Below are 22,249 nucleotides of genomic sequence, written 5' to 3' on the forward strand. Positions count from 1 at the left end.
CCGCCAGGCCCAGGTCGAGATCGAGGTGGCGGGTTGGCTGGCCGGAGCTCACGTTCGGCACGAGTTTCACAACTTCCCGAACGGGAAAGTCAAGAGAGGAACGTCGTTTCCACCCACTAGGAGAAGGCGAGCCGTGAGTATCTCGTCGAACCGGGTCCACCTGACGGCCACCGGGAACACCCGATGCGCACCGACCGCCCAGATCCCGACGAACAACTCAGAGCTGATCGAGCCGACGAGCGAGAACAGCGCCTGATCGACGCTGAAGTCTCCGTGGCAGAAGGCACCGCCAGCCCGGAACAAGCCCGGGCGGTCCAGCAGGAACGAGCCCGCAAGCAAGCCCAAGACCAGCACCGGACGCGCCGCGGCGACGACAGCCAGTAGCCCAGCACCCACTTGGCTCGACCCCGCTGCGGGAACCGATCATCGGTCAGCTCGTGGGCCCGGAAGCCACAGCAGGAATAACCAGAACGAAGGTCGCGATCTTCGCTTCGACCCCGCATGCGGGCTCACCGGCCTACGCGCCTCTGACCAGGGGCAGCGGAGGCACGGGAAACGTCCGTGCTGGCCACGACGCAGCCCTCCACCACCTCACCGGCCGACGCGGCCAGATCGGCGCGATCGAGGCCGGCCACCTGGCGCACGGCGGCCTCGACGTCCGCCCTTCCGTGAACGTCCAGCAGCACCTCGAACGCGGCTGCGGCCGCGGCCGGAGCGAGACCGGCCGCCACCTCCGCCAGGTTGCGGACCTGCGCCAGCAGTTCCGGATCCGGCACCGTCCCGCGGGGTTGCCTGCCGTGTCCCATACCTGTCCCATCGGCAGTCAGGCTGCCCCTACTTGAGTCCGCGCTTCGGGGAACGAGCCATGACGACGGCGTCGCCGCTGCTTGCGGACGCCGAGTCCTCCACCGGGGCTCGCGGTCAGGCGCTCGCAGCCCTGGTGGCCGGCGCGGCATCGACGGGTTCGGCCGGGATGGCCTGTCGACGCAGTCGGGCCAAGGTGCCGGCAAGAAGCCTGGAGACGTGCATCTGCGAGATGCCGATCTGCTGCGCGATCTGGGTTTGGGTCATGCCCTTGAAAAATCGCATGAGCAGGATGCGCCTCTCGCGCTCGGGGAGCTGGGCCAGCAATGGACGTAGCGTTTCGCGGTCGTCGACCTCGGCGAGTTCCTCGTCGTCGACGCCCACGGCATCGGCCAGCGGGATGTCGTCGGTGATCAGCTCGTCCAGCGAGGAACTGCGGTAGGCATTACCGGCTTCCAGGCCTTCAAGGACCTCATCGAGACCGAGGTCGAGATGGCGGGCCAACTCGCTGGGCGTCGGGGCCCGCCCCAGCTCCTGGGTCAACGCGGATATCCCGCCCGAGACAGCCAGGTGCAGTTCCTGCAGCCTGCGCGGCATGCGCACCGACCACCCGGTGTCGCGGAAGTGCCGTCGTACCTCGCCGGTGATCGTGGGCACCGCGAAGGAGAGGAAGCTGATCCCGCGGCCGGGGTCGAATCGGTCGACGGCATGGATCAGACCGACGGTGGCAACCTGGACGAGATCTTCGTAGGACTCGCCTCGCTGACGAAACCTCTGAGCGATGTGCTCGGCGACCGGCAGGTGACCGGTAACCAACTCGTCGCGCACCGCAGCGTATCCCGGATCATTTTTGTCCAATGTGGACATTTTGATGAATAGCGGGAACAGCGCGTCGTACTCACCTCGGCCGGCCTCGGGCTTGGTGCCGCTCACCCGGTGTCCACCTCCTTGGTCATCTCGATGCGCACGAGCGGCCTGCAATGCGCAGGCCGCAAGACCTCGCTGGTCACCGAGTCCGCAAGCGCGGTGAGCACCCGCCAACTCAACGTTGCGGTGCTCGGCCCGACCGGATGTGCGCTGGTCACCTCGGCGGTGACCGCCATCCGGCAGTCATCAGTGCGGAATCGGCACACCAACGGTTCTTCCGGAGCCGCGAGCTTGACCAGCGACGCACAGGCCTCCTCCACCGCCAAACGGACATCGGCGATCGCGTCCACGTCGAAATCCGCACGCATCGCGATATCGGCGGCCACCACTCGCATCACCGTCAACGAGCCAGGCCGAGCCGCAGCCCGCACCTCCACCACGCTGGAGGTCGTCGCGGTCCCGCCCGAATGGACGGGCTGCCATGACACGCTCATCTGGCACGCTCCATCAGGTTCCACATGTTGTTCACAGCCGCTGCCCTACCCAGCGCCGCCCACCACCAAACAAACGACATTCGCCCACCCGAGGCCGGCAGGTGGCCGGCTCAAGGCGCCTCCGGGTGGCCGTGGAGGGATTGAAGGCCGCTTGGCCGAGGCATATCGGGATGAGTCCGGCCGTGCACCGCGGAACCGATGGGCTCGCAGCGAGGCTTCGCGGCCCGGCGACTCGCCGATCCCGGAGGTCCGATCGCCGCACCGGCCAGTGTCGATCGCCCGGGTCCGTGGGGCGAGCGGTCGGGGACCGGTCACGAGTTCGCGTCGTAGACCTGCGTGCCGCGCAGGTAGGTCGCCAGCACGTCCGTCTCGTGGATCCTGCGGGGGTCGATGTCGAACAGGTTCTGGGAGAGGAGGATGAAATCCGCGGACTTCCCCACTTCGATGCTGCCAACGCGCTCACCGAGACCCATCGCTTCGGCCGCGTGCCGGGTGAAGCTGATCAGCGCTTCACGGAGGGTGAGCCGCTGCTCGGGATTGACCGCCTCCTCGCTTCCTCCCGGCGCCTCACGGGTGACCATCGTTTCGATCCCGGTCCAGGGGTGCGGAACAGGAAGGGCGACCGGCCAATCGGAACCGGCCGCGACAGTGGCTCCGGAATCCACGAGGTCCCTCAGCGGCCAGGATTTCTTCATGGTCTCGGCCGATACGCAGGTCGCCAGGCTGTCCTGGATGATGCTCGGGTACCACAGGTACGGCGACGCGTCCGCGACGACGCCCAGCTCGCCGAACCTCTGCACGTCGGACTGGTCGATGAAGAGATTGTGCGCGATGTGGAAGATCGGCCGCGATCCGTGCCGCTGGCGCATGATCGCGATCGCGTCCAGAGCCATCCTCGTCGACCCGTCCCCGGCCGCGTGGATCTTCACCCCGCGTCCCGCGGAGACCGCTTCCTCGAGTTCCTCGACGAGCCCGTCCAGGTCGTACAGGCATTCCCCGGAACTCTGCCCGTGGTTGCACCCGAGCGGGAGGTAGGGATCCAGCATCGAGGCGGTCCGCGTCATGGGAACGCCGTCGAGGAACACTTTGACGAATCCCACGTGGAGCAGTTCGGAACCGAACTGCTCGGATACCGAGAGCAGCTCCTTGCCGGTGATTCCGGGTTCCGCGAGCAGCGGTCGCGCCACTGTGGATGCCATGACCCGGAGGGTGAGTTCACCCTCGGCCTCCAGCTTCGACAGCGTGCGCAGTGCGGGCTCCATCGTCGCGGCTTCGCAGACGGTAGTGACCCCGTACTGGTTGCACAGCTTCGCGGCGGTCGCGAACGTGCCGCGGTACCGCTCCTCCGGGTTCTTGATGCTCGCGACGAACGCCTCTTCCGCCAGCCGGGACGCCTGTTCCCACAGGACGCCGGTGAGGCGGCCCGCTTCGTCGCGAACACACGTACCGTCCTCGGGATCGGGGGAGTCGTCCTCGACTCCCATCGCCTCGAGTGTGGCGCTGTTGACCCACCTGTTGTGCATCGTGTCGTCCTTGAGCACCACGGGACGCCCGCCGGCCGCCTCGTCGAGTTTGGCGAGCATGTCGACGTTCGCGAGCTTCTCCATCGTCAACGAACCGACGATCCCGCCGACGATCCACTCGTCCGGTCCCAGTTCCGCCGCCCATGCCGCGATCGCTTCGCAGATCTCGTCGGGTCCGTAGTGCGGCGGAATCTGCAGCTCCCACGCCGCGGCCGCCCCACCCAGGCCGAGATGGATGTGGACGTCGCAGATTCCCGGCATGAGCATCTTGCAGCCCGCGTCGAGGACGGCCGTTTCCGGGCCGGCCAGGCGCATGATTTCCTCGGAGCTTCCGACGGCGGTGAACACGCCGCCGGCGACGGCGAATGCCTCGGCCGTGGTTCCCGCCGCATCGCCGGTGAACACGTTGGCATTGACGATGATCAGATCGGGTGTGTTCGTCATAGCGTCCTCCACGCAACCCGACAGCGTGTCGGGATGCTCGTCTCTCGCAGGAGTAGGGGGTGTTGCCGGTGATTTGGTGATCGGGTGCCTACGTGGCGGGGGACATGAGGGTGGCCGCGTGGACGGCGGGACGCCGGTCCGCCCACGGCATCGCGTCCTCCAGCTGGGCGGCGACCCGCAACAGCATTGCTTCCGAACAGGCCGGACCGGCCAGCTGGACACCGATGGGCAGACCCTGCGCGGACTGGGCGAGCGGCAGGCTGATCGCGGGAGTGCCGGTCTGGTTGAACAGCGGGGTGAAGGAGCAGGCGTCGAAGATCCGCGTGGTCCACTCGAACGCGCTGAGGTCCGCGTTCGCGTCGAGGTGGCCCAGCAGCGGTGCGGGGGTGTTCATGGTGGGCGTCAGCAGGAGGTCGTACTCCGTGAAGAACCGGCCGACCTCGCGTGAGACGGTGTTGACAGCCGCCAGGGCGTTGCCGAGGTCGATCCCGCTGACCGTGCGGCCGTATTCGACGCAGGCCCACGTGGTGCGTTCGAGGTTCTCCGGGCCGGCCGTTGCGCCGGTCAATGCCTCGATCCTGGCGACGGATCCGGCCAGGAAGGACGACCACAGAACGTGGTTCGCGTTCAGGAACGACTCCCACTCGATGTCCGGCGTCCGGCGTTCGACGTCGTGCCCTGCCGCTTCGAGCACCCTGGCGACGGCATCGACCGCCCCGGCCACCTCCGGGTCCACGTAGCTGCCCGCCCAGGACTCGGTGTGCACGGCGATCCGCAGCCGCCCCGGGTCGGCGCCCACCTCCTCGACCCATGGGCGCGCGGGCGGGGCGATGACGTACGGATCACCCGGATAGCTCACGGCCACCTCGTCGAGCAGTGCGGCGGTGTCCCGGACCGTGCGGGTCACCGCGAGCTCGGCGCCCATCCCGTAGAGCGCCTCGGCCGAGTCCGGCCCCACGGGCACCCGACCTCGGCCGGGCTTCAGCCCGACCAGTCCGTTGCAGGCGGCGGGCACCCGGATGGATCCGCCGCCGTCGTTGGCGTGCGCGATCGGGATCGCCCCCGCGGCGACGAGCACCGCCGCGCCGCCGCTGGACCCGCCGGCGCTGTGGGCGGGGTTCCACGGATTGCGCGTCGAACCGTAGGCCAGTGCCTCGGAGTTGCCGTTGAACCCCAACTCCGGGGTCGTCGTCACGGCCAGCGTCGCCAGGCCGGCCGCACGGAAGCGTGCCATCAGATGCGTGTCCGCCGGAGGCACGAAACCCTCGCCGAGCAGGCGCGTCCCCATGCGCGTCGGCACCCCTGCCGCGTGGCAGACGATGTCCTTGATCGCGAACGGAACGCCGGCGAACCGGCCGTCGGCGGCGTAGTCGAGCGGACGGTCGAAGGGTCCTTCGGCGACCGCGTTCACTTCCTCGTCCACCCGGTCGATAGCTGCAGTCGCCAGTGCGGTGACCTCGTCGGCGCTGATCTCCCCGGATGCGATGACCGCGGCCAGGGCCGTCGCGTCGAGGGCGGTGTATTCGTCGATGTGCATCAAGCTCTCCCTCTGCCGTGCCGGGTGTGGCTCGTCGACCGGCCAAGCCCCCGGAAAGCTACGAGGCTGTGAGGTGCCGTACATCGGCCGAAGAGCCGTTCCCCCCGCGCCTCGGATGTGCTTCCGGCCGCGGGCACCGGGCAGGAGGCAGGCTCGTCGAGCAGGGACACGACCGCGTCGAGTCCGACGTCGATCGAGTGCCGATATCGCTCTACAACACGTTTCCCGCGCTTGACACCGCCGTGTGTCCGCCGTCAGGATCCGACCGGTAACGGAGGTTCGGAATGGCCGCGGACGTACGGTGGTGGGCTCAGCTCGCCGGGGAGATCCGCGCCGCAAGCCGCGGTGACCTACCCATCGAGGTCCCCCTCCGCGCCGTGCGTGACAAGCTCGGTTTCGACTGCGTCGCGCTGGTCGCCTGCGGACTTCCGCGTGCCGGTGGCACCACGCACACCGCCCTCGTCAACCTCGGCTACACGGCGGAGACCCTCGCCTACATCACGACGACGTACAGCCGGACGTGCCCGGTCCACCGGCTCGCGGTGCGACGGGGCACTCCCCTGCGATTCGTGGACGTGCCGTTCGACCTCCGCGAGACCCGTACGTACCGAGAAGCGATACTGCCCAACCGGTTTCGCGAAGGGATGACCCTGCCGTTGGCGCCGTCGGCTACCGGTGCAGCGATTCCGGGCTTCGTCGCGATGAGCTCGACACACGCCACACCGCTCGACGACGAGTCACGGCTGGCGCTGATGATGCTGTCGCACGATCTCGCCGGGCTCATCGACCCCGGCGCCGAAGCCGGTGACACCGTGGCCGACGTGGTCCTCCGGATCACGCACGACCTGGTCGAGGTCCGGGCCGGAGAACTTGGAGACGTGCCGCTCACCAGTGCCGAACTTCACCTCGCCGTGCGATCCGCCGTCGCCAGTGCGGCGGGCCACGTCGGCTTTCACCACCGTGCCGCCGACGGCACCTGGTGGCACGTCCGAGCGGTGCGCCACCCCGGCGCGGTTCTCGTCCGGTTCGGCCGAGTTGCGGCGTTCGGTTGCCTCACCAGCCGTGAACTCGACGTGGTCGGCCTGGTCGCCCGGGGATGGTCCAACGAACGGATCTCCCAGGCGCTGGGCATCGCGGTCCGCACGGTACGAAGCCACGTCGAGTCGTTGCTCATCAAGCTCGATCGCCCCAATCGCACCGCGCTCGCCCGCACCGCCTTCGAGCGCGAGCTCGACACTGTTGACGCCCTGCGGGCCGCGAATCACTGACTGCGAGGGCAGCGCCCGGTTTCGTGCCCGTTGCGGGATGAATCCGGGCCCTCGTTCCTGCGCGCCGGAAAGCCTAATGTTTCCACATAGGATGGTTGCTGTGCGGTGCTCGTCAAGGCTTCCCGCGCGGCGCGCCTCGACGAGATCGCCGCCGCTGCGCTCGCGTGACCCGGCAGCCCGGGGCGGCATATCGTCCGCGTATCGAAAATCGCATACGTGCTGACAACACGGCGCTGTCTTGACTTGGGACATGGCCTCCAGCGAATTGGGTCTGATCTACGGCGAAGCGACCACGGACCGTCGCGCCCGAACGATGGCCGAGCCATCTCCCTCGTCCATCCCGACGACAGGACTCGCGGTCTTCGGATGCGGCCAGGACGAAGCCGCCTTGTTCCAGGAGATAGGGCCACGCCTCGGATTGTCGCCCACCACCACGGAGGCCGCCGTCTGCGAGAACAACGCTGAACTGGCACGTGGCAACCGATGCATCAGCGTGAACCACAAGACTCAGATCACCAATCCCACGCTTCTGGCGCTCAGCAAGGCCGGGGTGGAATACATCTCCACCAGAAGCATCGGCTACAACCACATCGACCTGGAGTACGCCGAGCGCGTCGGCATCTCGGTGGGCAACGTCGCCTACTCACCGGACAGCGTGGCCGACTGCACGTTGATGTTGATGCTGATGGCCGTGCGCCACGCGAAATCCACCATCCGCCGCACCGACGCTCATGACTACCGGCTGAGCGACACTCGCGGCAAGGAGCTGCGGGACCTGACCGTCGGGGTGATCGGAACAGGCCGCATCGGCACAGCGGTTATCGACCGGCTGCGAGGCTTCGGCTGCCGCGTGCTGGCTCACGACAGCCGGCATCAAGCCTCGGTCGACTACGTACCGCTCGACGAACTGATCGAGCAGAGCGACATCGTCACGCTCCATACCCCGCTCACCGCGGACACCCATCATCTCCTCGATCGTCATCGCATCGAGCGGATGAAGCCCGGCGCGTACGTCGTCAACACGGGGCGCGGCCCGCTGCTCGATACCGAGGCTCTCCTGTCGGCGTTGGAGAGCGGCAGGTTGGGCGGTGCGGCGCTGGATGTCCTCGAAGGCGAGGAAGGCATCTTCTACGCCGACTGCCGGAACAGGCATATCGAGAACGAGGCCTTGGTGCGGCTGCAGCGCCTGCCGAATGTGCTGATCAGCCCGCACTCCGCCTATTACACGGACCACGCCCTGAAAGACACCGTCGAGAACAGCCTCATCAACTGCCTGAACTTCGAGAGCGGGAGAACAAAATGAGCAGGTTGAAGGTCGGAATCATCTTCGGTGGCGCGTCCGAAGAGCATCCCGTCTCCGTCAAATCGGCGCAAGAGGTCGCCAGGAACCTCGACACCGAGAAGTACGAACCGTTCTGGATCGGCATCACCACGGGCGGCGATTGGAAGCTCTGTGACGGCCCTGGCGCGGACTGGGAGAATGGCAGCGCTCGTCCAGCCATGCTGTCACCCGCCCGAAGTGTGCACGGCCTGCTGGTCATGGGGCAGGAGGGCTATGAGGCGAGACGCCTCGACGTCGTCTTTCCCGTGCTTCACGGCAAGCTCGGCGAGGACGGCGCGATCCAGGGCTTGTTGGACCTCTCCGGCATCCCCTACGTCGGCTGCGACATCCAGAGCTCGGCCGTGTGCATGGACAAGTCCCTGGCTTACACCGTCGCCAAGAGCGCAGGAATCGCCACGCCGAACTTCTGGGTCGTCGCGGAGAACGAGGAGGTCGACCCCGACCGTCTCCCCTATCCCGTCTTCGTGAAGCCGGCTCGATCAGGTTCATCGTTCGGCGTCAGCAAAGTCACCGGCGAAGACGAGTTGCCGAACGCGCTGAGCGCAGCGCGACAGTACGACTCGAGGGTTCTGATCGAGGAGGCGGTGGCCGGCGGCGAGATCGGCTGCGCGGTCCTCGGGGAACTGCACGGCCTGATCGTGGGCGAGGTGGACCGCGTCGACCTCTCGCACGGATTCTTCAGAATCCACCAGGAGGACTCACCCGAGACCGGATCGGAGAACTCGACCTTCATCGTTCCCGCCGACATCTCCGACGAATCGCGCCGGCTCGTCCAAAAGACCGCCAAGACCATCTACCGCACCCTGGGCTGCAAGGGACTTGCCCGCGTCGACATGTTCCTCACCGACGACGGGCGGGTGGTCCTCAACGAGGTCAACACCATGCCCGGCATGACGTCTTACAGCCGCTACCCGCGGATGATGGCCGCCGCAGGGGTGCCGCTGTCCGATCTGATCGACCGGCTCATCTCGATGACGCTGCACGGGAAGAAGCGATGAACGACGACTTCGTCTACGTTGACGATTGGGTGCCGGGCGTCCGCTGGGATGCCAAGTACGCCACCTGGGACAACTTCACCGGCAAGCCCGTGGACGGCTATCTCGCGAATCGCATCGTCGGCACCCGGTCCCTGTGCGCGGCCCTGGAGCAAGCACGCGAGAAGGCGGCCTCCCTCGGCTTCGGGCTGCTTCTCTGGGACGGGTATCGCCCCCAACGCGCCGTCGACTGCTTCCTGCGCTGGTCGGAACAGCCCGAGGATGGCCGGACCAAACTGCGGCACTACCCGAACATCGACCGGCCCCAGATGTTCGAGAACGGATATGTGGCCGCGAAGTCGGGCCACAGCAGGGGCAGCGCCGTCGACCTGACCCTCTACCACCTCGCCACCGGTGAGCTTGCTCCCATGGGTGGCGACCACGACCTCATGGACCCGATCTCACGTCATCGAGCCCGGGGAATCACGCCGACCGAGGCCCAGAACCGCGAGCATCTCCGTTCCATCATGGAGGACTGCGGATTCGATCGGTACGACTGCGAATGGTGGCACTACACGCTGAGGAACGAGCCCCATCCTGATGTCTACTTCGACTTTCCCATCACGTGATCGGAGTCTCCATTGCATCTCGCAGTGGGGACATCTGGAACGCAACGACGAGGTCGTCATGCGGCGCACCGGCCTATCGGGGCTGGAGGTCTTCTTGGGTGGCACCGATCCATCGCGACTGCACGACTGGGCCTCCGACGGATACCGCTCAAGCGAGGAATACCTGTTCTGGTCCCGCAAGGTCTGCGGTCTGGCGTGCCTGCAGTCGCTGCTCCGGGGATGGACCGACATCCGGCTGCCGATGGGCGAACTCCTCGCGCTGGCCCTCGACTGGGGCTGCTACGTGGTGGAGCCCTCCGGAAAGGTCCGAGGACTCATCTACCGGCCGTTCATGGCCTGGGTCAGCTCGCAGTTCGGATTTCACTGCGAACTGGTCGAGCACACGCCCATCCACGTATCCAGCCGAGAGGTGCGACCCGGACAGGTCATGATCGCGTCCGTATCACCTGAGATTCGCGACCCGAACACCCACGAGCCCCAACGTGGAGGCCACCTCGTGCTGGTCTACGCGGTCGATGACGGTGTAGTGCGGTTCCACAATCCGTCGGGCTACTCCCACAATTCAGACTCCGCATCACTACCCGTGCATGCATTCGAGCGGTTTCACGCGAACCGGGGAATCTTGATCAGGGGGACATCGTGATGCCAGGCGAGCCGCCACCGCGCGTCGTCGTCGCTGGTGGCCATTCGGCAGGGCACATCGAGCCCGCGATGAACTTCGCCGACGCGCATGTGTTCGCGGGTACGCCGGCGAAGCTGGGATCTCGTGCCGCTTCCTACGTGACCTGCCGAGCCGTCGCGGGTAGTCGTACCGTGACGCAGAGCCCGCCGCCGGCGCGCGGGCTGAGCGAGAGCGTTCCGTCGTGCGCTTGGGTGATGCTCTTGGCGATCGCCAGACCGAGGCCGGCACCTACGTGGTCGCTGCGGACGCGATCGGTGCCGCGCTGGAACGGTTCGGTGAGGGTGGAGACCACGTGCGGGCTGAGCTTGTCGCCGGTGTTCTCGACCGTGAGCACGGCGTCCTCGGGACCGGCAGCGGTGCTGACCTGAACGGTGCCGCATTCGGGCAGGTTGTGGACGATTGCGTTGTGCAGGAGGTTCGTGGTCAACTGCAGCAGGAGCGCATGGGACCCGATGGCCGGGGTGATGTCCCCGGAGGTTTCAATGACGACGCCGTGCTTCTCGGCAAGCGGGAGGAGTGTTTCGGTGGCTTCTTCCGCGATGAGCGACAAGTCGACGTCACCTCGGGAAAAGGAGCGCTGGTCAGTGCGGCTGAGCAGCAGCAGTGCTTCGGTGAGGTCGATCGCTCGGGCGTTGACGACGCGGAGGCGTTCATCGAGCTCGCTGCTTTCCCGGTTCGGATCGTTGCGAGCGACGTCGAGCAGGGTCTGCGTGATCGCAAGAGGAGTACGCAGCTCGTGGGAAGCGTTGGCTGCGAAGCGCTGCTGTTCGGCGACATGCGCTTCGAGCCGCGCGAGCATGCCGTCGAAGGCGTCAGCGAGCTCCCGGAACTCGTCCTGGCGCCCCTCCAACTCGATCCGGTGAGAGAGCGAACCCCTCGCAGCCGTACGCGTAGCATCGGCGAGGCGGGTCAGCGGGGCCAGCATCCGCCCAGCGAGGATCCACCCTCCGGCGAGACCGAACACCAGGAGGAACACAATCGCGCCGGCGGCCGCCGGCGCGAAGTCACGCAGTAGCTCGGTGCCCGAAGGCGCGATCACAACCTCGCCGGCGTCCTGTGCCCTCTCCCGGTAGTCGCCCAGGAACCCCGCAAACGCCCCGAGCAGCACGGCGCCGGCCAGCATGAGGAAGCCGGCATAGCTGAAGGTGAGCTTGAGACGAACGCTCAACCCCGGCGCCCTATCCACATTCGCCTCCCTCGCTCCCGGCGTCCGGTCCCGTGTCGATGCGGTAGCCGACGCCAGGCACCGTGGCGATCAGCCAGGGTTCGCCGAGCCGCTTGCGCAGTGCGGATACCGTGATGCGCACGGCGTTGGTGAACGGGTCGGCATTCTCATCCCAAGCCCGTTCCAGGAGCTCTTCGGCGCTGATGACACCGCCTTCGGCGGCCACGAGGACTTCGAGCACCGCGAACTGCTTCCGGGTGAGCGCGACGTACCGGCCGTCCCGGTAGACCTCGCGGCGGAACGGGTCCAGCCGCAGGCCGGCGAGCTCCCGCACTGGCGGCCTGCTGTGGGCACGCCTGCGGTCGAGGGCTCTGAGGCGGAGCACGAGTTCTTGCAGCTCGAACGGCTTGGTGAGGTAGTCATCGGCACCGAGCTCGAACCCGGAAGCCTTGTCGTCCAGCCGGTCCGCAGCGGTGAGCATCAGGATCGGCATGCCGCTGCCTGAAGCGACGATGCGTTCGGCAACCTCGTCGCCGGAGGGCCCGGGGATGTCGCGGTCGAGGACGGCGATGTCGTAGGCGTTGATACTCAGCATCTCCAGAGCGGTGTCGCCGTCTCCGGCGATGTCGGCCGCGATCGCTTCCAGGCGCAGTCCATCGCGGATGGCCTCGGCCATGTAGGGCTCATCCTCGACAACCAGCACACGCATGCGCTCAATCGTAGGAGCGGGCGGATATCGCCGGCGTATCGAAAACCGCACTTCTCGCAGTTCTCGCAGTCGAGCTTCCAGGGACAAGCGCCGCCGTCGCATTGCCTGATCACAGGCTGCGACGAGTGAAAGACCGCGCCGGTAGAGTTGCTTCTCGGGCAGGCACAGCTCTCCATCGGATCCGTGGACGACGATGTTGATCGCTGGAAGCACAGAGGTTGCGATCGGGAGGAACACGATGAGCGACGAGATTCGGCACGCCAGCGTCGACCTGCGGACCGACCGGGCGCACGGCGCGCGGATCTACGACTACATCCTGGGCGGCAAGGACAACTACGCCGTCGACCGGGCTGCCGCGGAGGCCACCAAGCAGGTCTGGCCCGCGCTTCCAGTGCACATGCGCGCCAACCGCGAATTCATGCACCGCGCCGGCCGCTACCTGGCCACCGAGTGCGGCATCGACCAGTTCCTGGACATCGGTACCGGCATTCCCACCTCACCGAACTTGCACGAGGTCGTGCAGGAGGTGCGGCCGGAGGCCCGCGTCGTCTACACCGACAACGACCCCATCGTGCTCGTGCACGCCCGCGCGCTGATGTCCAGCACCAAGCAGGGCTGCACTGCTTACGTGGACGCCGACCTGCGCGACCCGGACACGATCCTGGCCTCCCAGGAGTTCCGCGAGACCTTGGACCCGAGCCGGCCGATCGGGCTGATGCTCATCGCGGTCGTGCACTTCATCGAAGACGACGACGAGGCACTGGACGTCGTGCGGCGGATCATCGACGTGCTGCCCTCCGGCAGCTACCTGGCCGCCACGATCGCCACCGACGACTTCGCCCCGGAGATGCTGGCGGAGGTCCGCCGGACCTACCACGAGCACGGCGAGACCCTGCGCTGGCGCTCCCGGGCCCAGGCCGCCCGATTCTTCGACGGCCTCGAACTGGTCGAACCCGGGATCGTCCAGATGCACAAGTGGCGCCCGGACTCCGACGCCGGCCTCGCCGTCCCGGAGGCCGACATCGCCATGTACGGCGCCATCTCCCGCAAGCCCTGAGCCAAGCCCGCTGTGCGGCCCGGGGCCGGAGCCACATGCGGCGCAGTTCCCAGCGCTCGAGCTGATGCCTGGGTCCTCTCCAGCGTTGCGGGGTGCGCAAGGCGTGCGAAGAGCACATCCCCCGGCTCTGACGAGTGGAGAAAACAGACAAGATCGATCGGATATTTGTTCGCTCACGACAATGGGCACGGCCCAAGCCTCGGCCATCCTCGGCATGGAGCGGTTGCGTCGAATCACGGGAGGGCTGGTCATGGTCGGCGATATCGAAGACGCCCGTCGCGGTCCGCGGATCGCGTTCGTGACCGGCGCACGCCCGGCCAACCATGCGACCAACTGGTCCGAACAGGCGCGCAACCGGCGGTGACCGCCCCTCTCGGCTAATACAGCACCGCGGCTCTTCGGTAATTCGCAGTCTGCGTACCACCAAGATCAGCAAGCCCTGAACAGACCGCCGGCTCCGGCACTGCGCGCCTGCACGCGCTACCGCACCGAGACATGTTCCGGCTTCATCCGCGTCGCGGAACGTTGATCAACGAAGCGGACACGGGCTGCGATGCACGCGCCGCCACGCACCCGGGACATCCCTGATCAACACCGGCCTCGCTCGGGCAAGCCACCGCCACCTCTCTCACCGCCGAAGGCATTTCGGCGGTGAGCGATCCGCGACCAAACCAATCGATCGACACAGAGGAATACCATGACCACTACTCAACGCCGCTGGTTGACCCAGGATGCTTACGACCGGTTGCGGGACGAGCTCGGAGAACTGCTCGCCCACCGCTCCGCTGGTTCTGAACGTGGCGATGGCACGGTCGACAGCGAGTTCGTGGATGAGGGGCGTCGGCGCGCCCGCATCCGCGAGATCCAGGGGTTGCTGTACAACGCGGTGGTCGGTGAAGCACCACCGGACGACGGGGTCGCCGAGCCCGGCATGGTCCTCACCGTCCGCTTCGACGACGGCGAGACCGAAACGTTCCTGCTCGGTACGCGTGATGGAGCCGACCTCGACGGGCTTGCGGTCTACTCGCCCGAGTCACCCCTCGGGGCCGCCCTGTCCGGGGCCAGACAGGGCGAGCAACGGACGTACAGCGTGCCCAATGGTGGGACGGCGCGAGTAACGCTCCTGCGGGCGGTACCCCACGGGCACCACCGTCCGTAGACGCCCGGAAAACAGCACGGGACCGCGCCACCGGCACGTGACGGGCGGCCGTGGTCCTGGGAGGGCAGCGTCGCGCGGGAAACATGCTCCTCGATATGCGAGCGGTTGGCGCCATGGCCGAGCAAACGCACCCGCTCCACGCGGGCAGGCTGACGATCCAGGTCACCCGTAGTGGGGTTCACGGCGTCCGCCGCGAGCCTTTCACAGCCGCCGGACGCGCAGCACGCAGGTCAGCATCGGGAGGGTGAACTCACCGTCCGCAGTCTCCGGTTTGCCCGCAAGGAAAGCGCGGATCCGGCCGAGCGTGATCTCTTGTTCCTGTTCCGGCATGACCAGCATCCCCGCCCGCGTTGCCAGTGTCGCAACGAGAGAGTCGGCGGTGCGGCGCTGCCCGTGCGGGAACTCGGCCTGCTCCGGCGAGCCGAACCGGGCGGCCCCGCCCGTCTTGGGCAGGTGTGCGTCGGCCGTCTCGACGCGCCAACTGGTGGGCGTGTCACGCGGGCCGATGGCCGCGCTCCCGCTGACCCGCGCCAGCCCGGCAACCCAGTCGACCCGGTCGTCCATGACGTTCCACAGGCCGGCCAGGATGCCGCCCGGCACCAGTACCCTGGCGATCTCGGGTCCCGCGACGGCCATGTCGAACCAGTGCATAGCGTTGCCGGCCAGCACAGCATCGACGGACGCAGCCGGCAACGGTATCGCCTCGGCGCTCCCCGGCAGTGCACGGACATCCGGCAGTGCGCGACGCAGCTCGGTCAGCATCGCCGGGTCGGGCTCGACCGCGGTGACGTCGGCGCCCACCGCAACCAGCGTGGCGGTGAGCTTGCCGGTTCCGGCACCGAGGTCGAGCACCCGCAAGCCGGGCGCCGGCTCGTCGAGCGCCCAGCGCACCGCGGCCTGCGCATAGTCCGGGCGGTGCGCGGCGTACGCGGTCGCCGCCACCCCGAACGACGAGGCGTGGCGGAGCCGTTCGTCCTGTTTCACGCGAACACCCTATCGACGAGGCAGATCAGCGCGGCGTTGTGCTTCTTGCCCTCGCCCGGTTGGGTCGGCCCGAGGCCGGGTGCCGGTCTCGCGCGACTGGTCCGTTTCCTCGGGCCGCCAGCCGAACCCGGCGTGCCCATTACCGGCCGTGCGCTCATTGGTTACCAATTCGCTCAATCGGATGCCGGCCTTCAGAGGTGCTCGCCCGTCAGCCCGCGGGTCCGCCAGCGCGGGGGCCTCAAACGCCGATCACATCGAGGTCCCCGCCCGAATTCCTGCCGGTGCCTGCACCTGATCGACGGGTCAACGGACGGAGCGCAAGGTCCTCTCGTCTGGCTCGACGAGGACGCTCCCGCCGTGGAAGACCACCGTCGGAACCTTGCGGACGTTGCCGTTTGCGGCGAGGGCCTCGTCCCACCGCCCGGAATCCTGGTCAAGGTCGATCCACTCGTATGTGCGTCCCATGTCATCGAGGACGCGCAGTGCAAGCTGGGTGTCAGGGCAGCCCGGGCGACCATAGACACGAATGGGGCTCTGGTCGGTTTGTTTCGTCATATCTGGCTCTCCTGTCATTGTGCGGTGTTCGCCGTTGAGACCTGAGGCGGATCAGCGGTGGGCGCCGAGCGTTTTGAGGGCGCCTGCCAACCGGTCCAGGGCGCCTGAGATCCACGGCAGCGACACCGGATCGTCGCTGTGCAGTGCTGTCCAGCGCTGCTCGGTGGTTCGCCCGTAGAGGAGACTCGTCGCTACCCGGAAGCGCAGGCTCTCCGGTGCGTCACCGAAGTGTTCGCCGGCGAGCACGCCGATGCCGTGTTCGTCGAGGAGGTGATCAGCGAGCGCGACTCCCGTCTCGATGCTGCGGGCCGCCAGCACGGGGCGCAGGGCTTCGAGGTCGGGATACAGGTAGAAGGCGGCCTGCGGCTCCCGGCAGGCGGCACCCGCCTTCGTGAACACCGCATGAATCGCGCGGGCCACCGCCGCGTGCAGCCGTCGGCTTTCGGCGATGTGCCCGGTGACAGCGGGTGGTGCGTCATAGATGTAGGCGGCCGCCGCCTGCATGGGACCGGCGAGGCAGGACCACAGCTCGCTACCGATTCCGGCGATCCGATCAGCGATGCGCTGTCCGGTCGGTCCAGGTGGGGTGCGCAGGTAACCGACGCGCCAGCCGCCGAGCGACATGGTCTTGCTCAGGCCGCCGGTGACGATTGTCCGGTCCGGTACCAGCGTCGCCGGGCTGTGCGTCGTGGTGGGGTCATAGGCGAGGTCGCGGTAGATCTCGTCGCTGATGATGGTCAGGTCATGCCGGTCGGCGAGCTCGCAGATGCGGCGGATCAGCTCGGCGCTCGCCACGGTTCCGGTGGGGTTGTCCGGGAGGGTGAGGATCATGATCCGCGGATCGGCGCCGCCGACGCGGGCGGTGGTGAGCGCGGGCTCGAGCAGGTCGGGATCGGGGACACCGCCAGCGGCGGCCGGGATCGGCACTGGGATCGCGCGTTTGCCGGTCAGCCGGATCTGCGCCGCATAGGTGACCCATGACGGGGCGGCCAACACGACGTCGCCGGGCAGCGCGGCCAGTGCGGCATACAGCAGTGGTTTGCTGCCCGGGGCGAGCAGGATCTGATCGGCGGCGGTGGGCAGACCCCCGCGCGAGAGGTATCCGGCGACGGATTCGCGAGCCCGGACCGTCCCGGCGACGGGCGTGTAGGAGTTCTCACCGGCTCCCTTCGCCAGCGCGGCGGCTGCTTCGGGGAGTACGGGCAGACCGGCTTCACCGAAGCCGAGGTGGATGATGTCCTCGCCCGCCGCGCGACGCGCGCTGATCGCGTCGTTGAGGGCGAGGGTCGCTGAGCGCGAAACCACGGGTTCTCCTGGAATCCAAGGGAAAATGCGGGTGTGGTGGAGTTCGACCGGGCGGCGGTGCCCGATTCGCCGGGGCGTCGGATCAGCTCTCCGCCACGGGAAGGTCGTACAACCGGCGCACGCTCGTGCCCAGCTTGCTGATGTCGGCGCCGTAAACGTGGACCGAGATCACCGTCGTCTCCTCGGCGTTGCGCACCAGGTGGATATCGCCGGGCGGGGCGAAGCCGCATGCGGTGCCGGGTCCGTTGACGACGTCGGCGGCCGGGACGAGACGGGCGGTGGTGCCCTCCCCTCGCAGTTCGTATCGCCGCTCGGTCTCCGCGCCCTCGTAGACGCCGGTGACGCACCAGGCGACGTGATCGTGGATGGGGGTCTGCTGTCCGGGTTGCCAGACCAGTGCTACGACGGAGAAGCTGCCGTCCGGCTCGGCGTGCACGATGTGCTGTCGGTACCGCTCCGGGTCGCCCGCGCGGTACTCGGCCGGTAGCAGATTCGGTCGTGACAGGAAGGGTTCGAGCTGTCTGGCCACGAGTCGCGCCGACTCGGCGGGTGGCCGTTCGAGACACACGACGTCGCGCACCGCGGAGACGAGTTCGGCGAGAAGCGGCGTGCGGTGCGCGATAGGGGCGGGGCTCATGTGGACTCCGATCAACAGGTGCGATGGACGTAACGAGGGGCTGCGCCGAGGCGAACGAGGAACGTCAGTCGAGGCCGTCGAGCAGGTCGGTGATCAGGTCATCGACGTTCTCGATCCCCACCGAAATCCGGACGAGATCGCCGGGCACCTCGAGCGGGGTGCCTGCAGCGGAGGCATGCGTCATCCGCGCCGGGTGCTCGATCAGCGACTCAACACCGCCCAGCGATTCGGCGAGGGTGAAAATCCGCGTCTTGTTGCAGACGGCGAGTGCCGCCTGCTCGCCACCGGCCAGCCGGAAGGAGATCATGCCGCCGAACCGCCGCATCTGTTTGCGGGCGAGGTCGTGGCCATCGTGGCTGGGCAGGCCCGGATAGAGGACCTCGTGCACGGCGGGGTGCGTGTCGAGCGCCGCGGCGATCCGCTCGGCGTTGTCGCAGTGGCGGTCCATCCGCACGCCCAGGGTCTTCACGCCACGGAGGGTCAGCCACGAGTCGAAGGGCCCGGCGATGGCCCCGGCGGCGAACTGGTGGAAGTGGATGCGCTCGGCCAGCTCGGCGTCCTGGACGATCACGGCGCCGCCCACCACGTCGGAGTGGCCTCCGATGTACTTGGTGGTGGAGTGCACGACGATGTCCGCGCCGAGGGTGAGCGGCTGCTGCAGGTACGGCGAAGCGAAGGTGTTGTCCACGGCGAGGAGCGCGTTCGCGTCCGCGGCGATGCTCGCCAGGCCGGCGATGTCGGTGATGCCCAGCAGTGGGTTTGTCGGTGTCTCGCACCAGATCAGCCGGGTTTCCGGGCGGATAGCCGCGCGGACGGCGGCGAGATCGGCCAGCGGGGCCGGGGTCGTGGTCAGGCCCCAGCGGGCGAGCACCCGGGTGAACAGGCGGAGCGATCCGCCGTAGGCGTCGTCCGGGATGATCACGTGGTCTCCCGGCGCGCACACCGCACGGACCACGGCGTCCTCGGCCGCCAGCCCACTGGCGAATGCGCTGGCATGCGTACCGTTTTCCAGCGCCGCAAGGCATTCCTCAAGCGCGGAACGCGTCGGGTTGGCCGCCCGGCTGTATTCGTAACCGCCGCGCAGCGCCCCCACACCGTCCTGCTTGTAGGTCGAGGTCTGGTAGATCGGCGGAACCACCGCGCCGGTGCCCGAGTCCGGTTCCTGTCCGGCGTGGATCGCGAGGGTTTCGAACCCGTGCAGCTGTGTCATGGGCATGAGCCTGCCGGGCGACGACCCATGCGGTCTACTTCGAGATTCTTGCCGTCGTAGCGGCTATCGCTTATGGATGGCGAACGACACGAGCCGTGTCCAAGCGTTCACCCATCCCCGCGCATCCCATCGGCGGCTTGCTGCAACGCCTCCAGCATCAGCCTGGTGACCGGGACATTCTGGTGACCAGCCAGCGTGTACGCCGCAACGGTCCGGGAGTCCGCAGGGATCACCGGCCGGCTGACGATCTTCGGGTGACGGATGAACGACTGCACCATGCTCGGCATCACGGCGATGCCCAACCCGGCGGCCACCAGACTCTGCACGGCGAGGTTGTCGTCGGTGGTGAAGTCGATATCCGGTTCGAAACCGGCCGCCGCGCAGGACTGGACGAAGTGGCTCCGGCAGCGCACGCAACCGGCGATCCAGCGTTCCTCGGCGAGCTGGGCCAGCTCGACCGATCGCCGCCGGGCCAGCGGATGGCTCCGCGGCAGCAGGACGATCAGCGGGTCGTCGAGCAGTTCGAGCGTGAACAGCTCGTCCGGGTCGGGTTGCTCGCTCGCGGCCTCGTAGGTGAACGCCAGGGCGATGTCGCAGTCGCCGCGCCGCAAGGCGTCGACCGACGCCGGTGGCTCGCCCTCCAGCAGCTCGATCCGGATTCCAGGATGCCGAGCCTTGATCGACGCCACGGTCGGCGGGATCAGCGTCGCACTCGCGCTGGGGAACGCACAGATCCGGATGCGGCCGGCCTTCAAGCGGGTGATCGCGGTCATCTGGTTCTGCGCGGAGGAGATCGATTCGAGGATGCCTTCGGCGTGGCGCGCGAGGACCTCGCCGGCCTCGGTGAGCCGAAGCCCTCGGCCCGCCCGCACGAACAGCGGTGTGCCCACCGAGCGCTCAAGTCCCTTCATCTGCTGACTGATCGCCGGCTGCGTGTAACCGAGATTCCTTGCCGCCGCGGCGAAGGAGCCGGTGCGCACGACCTCGTCGAACACCCATACATGCCTCGAGTCGAACATCTCCGAACTATAAGCATTTCTTTGGGAGGTGTAAATAAGTCATGTCTGGACTTCGATCGGGATCCTGGGCGATCGTTGCGCAACCCACTCGTACCGATAGGCGGCGCCGATCCCTCCCGCCGCCGCATCTCTTTCGCCGTATACCGGTCAGGAGCGGTTCGCGCTCCCTGAGAACACGAGGCGACTTGATGAATCCATCTCGTAGACCGACCTCTCGCATGGCCCTGGCCACGCTCGTCACCGCGCTCACCCTGCTAGTGCCCGCATGCGCATCCGGTAATGCTGGTATCACCACCGCCAACGGCGTCAAGCTGGTCAAGGCGGGCCAGCTCACCACGTGCACCCATCTGCCCTACCCGCCGTTCCAGTTCGAAGAGGACAACAAGGTCGTCGGGTTCGACGTGGCGATGATCGATCTCGTCGCCGGGCAGCTCGGCGTCCAGCAGGTCATCGTCGACAAGCCCTTCGAGACCATCAAGACCGGCGCCGACCTCAACGCAGGGGTGTGCGACATCGCGGCGGCGGGCATGACGATCATCGACGCGCGCAAGAAGAACCTGGACTTCTCGGATCCCTACTTCAACGCCACGCAGGCGCTACTGGTCCGCAAGGGCGTCGCGGCAACCTCGATCGACGACATCAAGGCCCACCACCTCAAGCTGGGTTCGCAGTCCTCGACCACCGGCGAGGAATACGCACACGGCCACGATGTGGACTCGCAGTCCTTCGAAAGCTCCGACGCAGAGCTGAACGGCCTGCGCACCGGCCAGGTCGACGCGGTGATCCAGGACTACCCGGTAGTGCAGAACTGGCTCAAGGACCCGGCGAACGCCGAGAAGTTCCAGCTCGCGGCCAACCTGGAAACCGGCGAACGCTACGGCTTCGCCGTGCAGAAGGACGGAAACCCGCAACTGCTGCAGATGATCAACAAGGCGATCCAGCAGGCGAAGCAGGACGGGACCTACAAGAAGTTCTACGAGCAGTGGATCGGGCCGATGCCGGCCGGAGTGGAGGGACCATGAGTACCCAGGCCCCGGAAGTGGCCCCCGAGTCACCGCAACCTCTGCCTGGCGCGCATCGCTGGCGGTCACCACGCCGCAGGCGGCTGCTGGTCCGCAACGCGCAGTACGCGGTATTCGTCGTGGCCCTGGTCCTCGTCGGTGTCCTCGCGGACTGGCAACGGCTTGGTCAGCAGTTCCTGGAACCGTCCGTAGCGCTGCAACTCTTCCCGGACCTGATCACGGTGGCCCTGCTCAACACGATCACCTACACGGTCGCCGGATTCGCCGTAGGCCTCGTGCTGGGTCTACTGATCGCATTGATGCGGCTGTCCTCGGTCGGACCGTACCGATGGGTCGCAATGGCCTACATCGAACTGTTCCGCGGACTGCCCGCCCTGCTCATCTTCATCTTCGTCGGGGTCGGCGTACCCCTGGCCTTCCCCGGACTCACCTTCCCCGGTGGCGCATACGGTCAGGTCGCCTGCGCCCTCGGACTGGTCTCCGCCGCATACATGGCTGAAACCATCCGGGCCGGCATCCAAGCCGTCCCACCCGGACAGCTGGAAGCCTCCCGCACCCTGGGCATGTCGCACGGTATGGCGATGCGCACGATCGTGCTGCCCCAGGCATTCCGGATCATCGTGCCGCCACTGACGAACGAACTCGTCCTGCTGTTCAAGGACTCCTCACTCGTGCTCTTCCTCGGCGTCACGCTAGGACAGCGGGAACTCACCAAGTTCGGGCGCGACCTGGCCAGCCAGCAGGCGAACACGACACCGATCTTCGTAGCAGGCCTGTGCTACCTGCTGATCACCATCCCGCTCGGCTACGTGGTGCGCCGCCTCGAAGCCCGGCACGCGACGGCCAGGTGACGCCGATGTCCT

At 67.4% G+C, this 22,249-nt stretch carries 24 protein-coding genes; 10 read left to right on the forward strand and 14 right to left on the reverse strand.

The features are described from left to right. Positions 1-66 precede the first annotated feature (66 nt). The 6 genes from ACWEV3_RS17505 to ACWEV3_RS17530 all read right to left on the reverse strand — a co-directional run bounded on the left by ACWEV3_RS17505 (position 67) and on the right by ACWEV3_RS17530 (position 5,669). Positions 67-354 carry a hypothetical protein gene (locus tag ACWEV3_RS17505; protein ID WP_452614856.1) on the reverse strand — a complete coding sequence of 96 codons (288 nt, stop codon included), beginning with the start codon at positions 352-354 and terminating at the stop codon, positions 67-69. A gap of 155 nt (positions 355-509) precedes the next feature. Next, positions 510-776: a hypothetical protein gene (locus tag ACWEV3_RS17510; RefSeq protein ID WP_452614857.1), complete on the reverse strand. Its 267-nt coding sequence runs from the start codon at positions 774-776 to the stop codon at positions 510-512. A 145-nt stretch (positions 777-921) separates the two neighbouring features. Continuing rightward, positions 922-1,737 carry an RNA polymerase sigma factor SigF gene (locus ACWEV3_RS17515; RefSeq protein WP_452614858.1) on the reverse strand — a complete coding sequence of 272 codons (816 nt, stop codon included), beginning with the start codon at positions 1,735-1,737 and terminating at the stop codon, positions 922-924. Further along, positions 1,734-2,165 carry an ATP-binding protein gene (locus ACWEV3_RS17520; protein WP_452614859.1) on the reverse strand — a complete coding sequence of 144 codons (432 nt, stop codon included), beginning with the start codon at positions 2,163-2,165 and terminating at the stop codon, positions 1,734-1,736. The genes ACWEV3_RS17515 and ACWEV3_RS17520 overlap by 4 nt, the downstream gene beginning before the upstream one ends. 311 nt (positions 2,166-2,476) lie before the next feature. Next, on the reverse strand, positions 2,477-4,132 hold the full coding sequence (locus ACWEV3_RS17525) for an amidohydrolase (RefSeq protein ID WP_452614860.1): 1,656 nt from the start codon (positions 4,130-4,132) through the stop codon (positions 2,477-2,479). Positions 4,133-4,220: 88 nt separating this feature from the next. Beyond that, positions 4,221-5,669 carry an amidase gene (locus ACWEV3_RS17530; RefSeq protein ID WP_452614861.1) on the reverse strand — a complete coding sequence of 483 codons (1,449 nt, stop codon included), beginning with the start codon at positions 5,667-5,669 and terminating at the stop codon, positions 4,221-4,223. Between the two features lie 284 nt (positions 5,670-5,953). On the opposite strand from ACWEV3_RS17530, the gene ACWEV3_RS17535 reads away from it, so the two are divergent. The 5 genes from ACWEV3_RS17535 (at position 5,954) to ACWEV3_RS17555 (ending at position 10,525) form a co-directional block, all read left to right on the forward strand. After that, a complete protein-coding gene (locus ACWEV3_RS17535; protein WP_452614862.1) occupies positions 5,954-6,937 on the forward strand; it encodes a response regulator transcription factor in 984 nt (327 codons plus the stop codon). Positions 6,938-7,250: 313 nt separating this feature from the next. Next, entirely contained in the window at positions 7,251-8,240 is a 990-nt protein-coding gene (gene vanH, locus ACWEV3_RS17540) for a D-lactate dehydrogenase VanH (protein WP_452615013.1), read from the forward strand. Beyond that, positions 8,237-9,277: a D-alanine--(R)-lactate ligase gene (vanA, locus tag ACWEV3_RS17545; RefSeq protein ID WP_452614863.1), complete on the forward strand. Its 1,041-nt coding sequence runs from the start codon at positions 8,237-8,239 to the stop codon at positions 9,275-9,277. Before vanH ends, vanA begins: the two co-directional genes overlap by 4 nt. After that, positions 9,274-9,882 (forward strand): D-Ala-D-Ala dipeptidase VanX, encoded by a 609-nt coding sequence (gene vanX, locus ACWEV3_RS17550; RefSeq protein WP_452614864.1) that lies wholly within the window; start codon positions 9,274-9,276, stop codon positions 9,880-9,882. Before vanA ends, vanX begins: the two co-directional genes overlap by 4 nt. Positions 9,883-9,940: 58 nt before the next feature. Next, positions 9,941-10,525, forward strand: a complete 585-nt coding sequence (locus tag ACWEV3_RS17555) for a hypothetical protein (protein ID WP_452614865.1) — start codon at positions 9,941-9,943, stop codon at positions 10,523-10,525. Positions 10,526-10,658: 133 nt separating this feature from the next. Here ACWEV3_RS17555 and ACWEV3_RS17560 read toward each other — a convergent pair whose 3' ends face one another. Both ACWEV3_RS17560 and ACWEV3_RS17565 read right to left on the reverse strand, forming a co-directional pair. Beyond that, positions 10,659-11,750, reverse strand: a complete 1,092-nt coding sequence (locus ACWEV3_RS17560; protein ID WP_452614866.1) for a sensor histidine kinase — start codon at positions 11,748-11,750, stop codon at positions 10,659-10,661. Further along, positions 11,743-12,438, reverse strand: coding sequence for a response regulator transcription factor (locus ACWEV3_RS17565; protein WP_452614867.1), 696 nt, complete (start codon positions 12,436-12,438; stop codon positions 11,743-11,745). The genes ACWEV3_RS17560 and ACWEV3_RS17565 overlap by 8 nt, the downstream gene beginning before the upstream one ends. Before the next feature lie 238 nt (positions 12,439-12,676). On the opposite strand from ACWEV3_RS17565, the gene ACWEV3_RS17570 reads away from it, so the two are divergent. The 3 genes from ACWEV3_RS17570 to ACWEV3_RS17580 all read left to right on the forward strand — a co-directional run bounded on the left by ACWEV3_RS17570 (position 12,677) and on the right by ACWEV3_RS17580 (position 14,654). Next, on the forward strand, positions 12,677-13,495 hold the full coding sequence (locus ACWEV3_RS17570; protein ID WP_452614868.1) for an SAM-dependent methyltransferase: 819 nt from the start codon (positions 12,677-12,679) through the stop codon (positions 13,493-13,495). Positions 13,496-13,676: 181 nt separating this feature from the next. Beyond that, positions 13,677-13,859 (forward strand): hypothetical protein, encoded by a 183-nt coding sequence (locus ACWEV3_RS17575; protein ID WP_452614869.1) that lies wholly within the window; start codon positions 13,677-13,679, stop codon positions 13,857-13,859. 333 nt (positions 13,860-14,192) lie between these two features. Then, positions 14,193-14,654: a GreA/GreB family elongation factor gene (locus ACWEV3_RS17580; protein ID WP_452614870.1), complete on the forward strand. Its 462-nt coding sequence runs from the start codon at positions 14,193-14,195 to the stop codon at positions 14,652-14,654. 201 nt (positions 14,655-14,855) lie between these two features. Here ACWEV3_RS17580 and ACWEV3_RS17585 read toward each other — a convergent pair whose 3' ends face one another. From ACWEV3_RS17585 to ACWEV3_RS17610, 6 genes are all read right to left on the reverse strand, one after another. Further along, complete coding sequence (locus ACWEV3_RS17585) at positions 14,856-15,638, reverse strand: class I SAM-dependent methyltransferase (protein ID WP_452614871.1); 783 nt, start codon at positions 15,636-15,638, stop codon at positions 14,856-14,858. A gap of 303 nt (positions 15,639-15,941) precedes the next feature. After that, the gene (locus ACWEV3_RS17590) at positions 15,942-16,193 is read right to left on the reverse strand and encodes a glutaredoxin domain-containing protein (protein WP_452614872.1); all 252 of its coding nucleotides are present in this window, start codon (positions 16,191-16,193) and stop codon (positions 15,942-15,944) included. Between the two features lie 51 nt (positions 16,194-16,244). After that, the gene (locus ACWEV3_RS17595) at positions 16,245-17,498 is read right to left on the reverse strand and encodes a pyridoxal phosphate-dependent aminotransferase (RefSeq protein WP_452614873.1); all 1,254 of its coding nucleotides are present in this window, start codon (positions 17,496-17,498) and stop codon (positions 16,245-16,247) included. A gap of 82 nt (positions 17,499-17,580) precedes the next feature. After that, positions 17,581-18,135 carry a cysteine dioxygenase gene (locus ACWEV3_RS17600; RefSeq protein WP_452614874.1) on the reverse strand — a complete coding sequence of 185 codons (555 nt, stop codon included), beginning with the start codon at positions 18,133-18,135 and terminating at the stop codon, positions 17,581-17,583. Between the two features lie 64 nt (positions 18,136-18,199). Further along, positions 18,200-19,345: a cystathionine gamma-synthase gene (locus ACWEV3_RS17605; protein ID WP_452614875.1), complete on the reverse strand. Its 1,146-nt coding sequence runs from the start codon at positions 19,343-19,345 to the stop codon at positions 18,200-18,202. Positions 19,346-19,452: 107 nt separating this feature from the next. Beyond that, positions 19,453-20,364, reverse strand: a complete 912-nt coding sequence (locus ACWEV3_RS17610; RefSeq protein WP_452614876.1) for a LysR family transcriptional regulator — start codon at positions 20,362-20,364, stop codon at positions 19,453-19,455. 218 nt (positions 20,365-20,582) lie between these two features. Between ACWEV3_RS17610 and ACWEV3_RS17615 the strand changes: the two genes are divergently transcribed. Together ACWEV3_RS17615 and ACWEV3_RS17620 are read left to right on the forward strand one after the other, a co-directional pair. Further along, positions 20,583-21,386 carry an ABC transporter substrate-binding protein gene (locus tag ACWEV3_RS17615; RefSeq protein WP_452614877.1) on the forward strand — a complete coding sequence of 268 codons (804 nt, stop codon included), beginning with the start codon at positions 20,583-20,585 and terminating at the stop codon, positions 21,384-21,386. Continuing rightward, positions 21,383-22,237 carry an amino acid ABC transporter permease gene (locus ACWEV3_RS17620; RefSeq protein ID WP_452614878.1) on the forward strand — a complete coding sequence of 285 codons (855 nt, stop codon included), beginning with the start codon at positions 21,383-21,385 and terminating at the stop codon, positions 22,235-22,237. The genes ACWEV3_RS17615 and ACWEV3_RS17620 overlap by 4 nt, the downstream gene beginning before the upstream one ends. The last annotated feature ends 12 nt before the right edge of the window (positions 22,238-22,249 follow it).

The organism is Saccharopolyspora sp. NPDC003752, from assembly GCF_053605825.1.

What these genes read in the sequence shown, in the direction of transcription:
- ACWEV3_RS17520 (WP_452614859.1), bottom strand. Translation starts at nt 2,165, where the DNA reads ATGAGCGTGTCATGGCAGCCCGTCCATTCGGGCGGGACCGCGACGACC.
- ACWEV3_RS17525 (WP_452614860.1), bottom strand. Translation starts at nt 4,132, where the DNA reads ATGACGAACACACCCGATCTGATCATCGTCAATGCCAACGTGTTCACC.
- ACWEV3_RS17530 (WP_452614861.1), bottom strand. Translation starts at nt 5,669, where the DNA reads ATGCACATCGACGAATACACCGCCCTCGACGCGACGGCCCTGGCCGCG.
- ACWEV3_RS17535 (WP_452614862.1), top strand. Translation starts at nt 5,954, where the DNA reads ATGGCCGCGGACGTACGGTGGTGGGCTCAGCTCGCCGGGGAGATCCGC.
- vanH (WP_452615013.1), top strand. Translation starts at nt 7,251, where the DNA reads ATGGCCGAGCCATCTCCCTCGTCCATCCCGACGACAGGACTCGCGGTC.
- vanA (WP_452614863.1), top strand. Translation starts at nt 8,237, where the DNA reads ATGAGCAGGTTGAAGGTCGGAATCATCTTCGGTGGCGCGTCCGAAGAG.
- vanX (WP_452614864.1), top strand. Translation starts at nt 9,274, where the DNA reads ATGAACGACGACTTCGTCTACGTTGACGATTGGGTGCCGGGCGTCCGC.
- ACWEV3_RS17555 (WP_452614865.1), top strand. Translation starts at nt 9,941, where the DNA reads ATGCGGCGCACCGGCCTATCGGGGCTGGAGGTCTTCTTGGGTGGCACC.
- ACWEV3_RS17565 (WP_452614867.1), bottom strand. Translation starts at nt 12,438, where the DNA reads ATGCGTGTGCTGGTTGTCGAGGATGAGCCCTACATGGCCGAGGCCATC.
- ACWEV3_RS17570 (WP_452614868.1), top strand. Translation starts at nt 12,677, where the DNA reads ATGAGCGACGAGATTCGGCACGCCAGCGTCGACCTGCGGACCGACCGG.
- ACWEV3_RS17575 (WP_452614869.1), top strand. Translation starts at nt 13,677, where the DNA reads ATGGGCACGGCCCAAGCCTCGGCCATCCTCGGCATGGAGCGGTTGCGT.
- ACWEV3_RS17580 (WP_452614870.1), top strand. Translation starts at nt 14,193, where the DNA reads ATGACCACTACTCAACGCCGCTGGTTGACCCAGGATGCTTACGACCGG.
- ACWEV3_RS17590 (WP_452614872.1), bottom strand. Translation starts at nt 16,193, where the DNA reads ATGACGAAACAAACCGACCAGAGCCCCATTCGTGTCTATGGTCGCCCG.
- ACWEV3_RS17600 (WP_452614874.1), bottom strand. Translation starts at nt 18,135, where the DNA reads ATGAGCCCCGCCCCTATCGCGCACCGCACGCCGCTTCTCGCCGAACTC.
- ACWEV3_RS17605 (WP_452614875.1), bottom strand. Translation starts at nt 19,345, where the DNA reads ATGACACAGCTGCACGGGTTCGAAACCCTCGCGATCCACGCCGGACAG.
- ACWEV3_RS17610 (WP_452614876.1), bottom strand. Translation starts at nt 20,364, where the DNA reads ATGTTCGACTCGAGGCATGTATGGGTGTTCGACGAGGTCGTGCGCACC.
- ACWEV3_RS17615 (WP_452614877.1), top strand. Translation starts at nt 20,583, where the DNA reads ATGGCCCTGGCCACGCTCGTCACCGCGCTCACCCTGCTAGTGCCCGCA.
- ACWEV3_RS17620 (WP_452614878.1), top strand. Translation starts at nt 21,383, where the DNA reads ATGAGTACCCAGGCCCCGGAAGTGGCCCCCGAGTCACCGCAACCTCTG.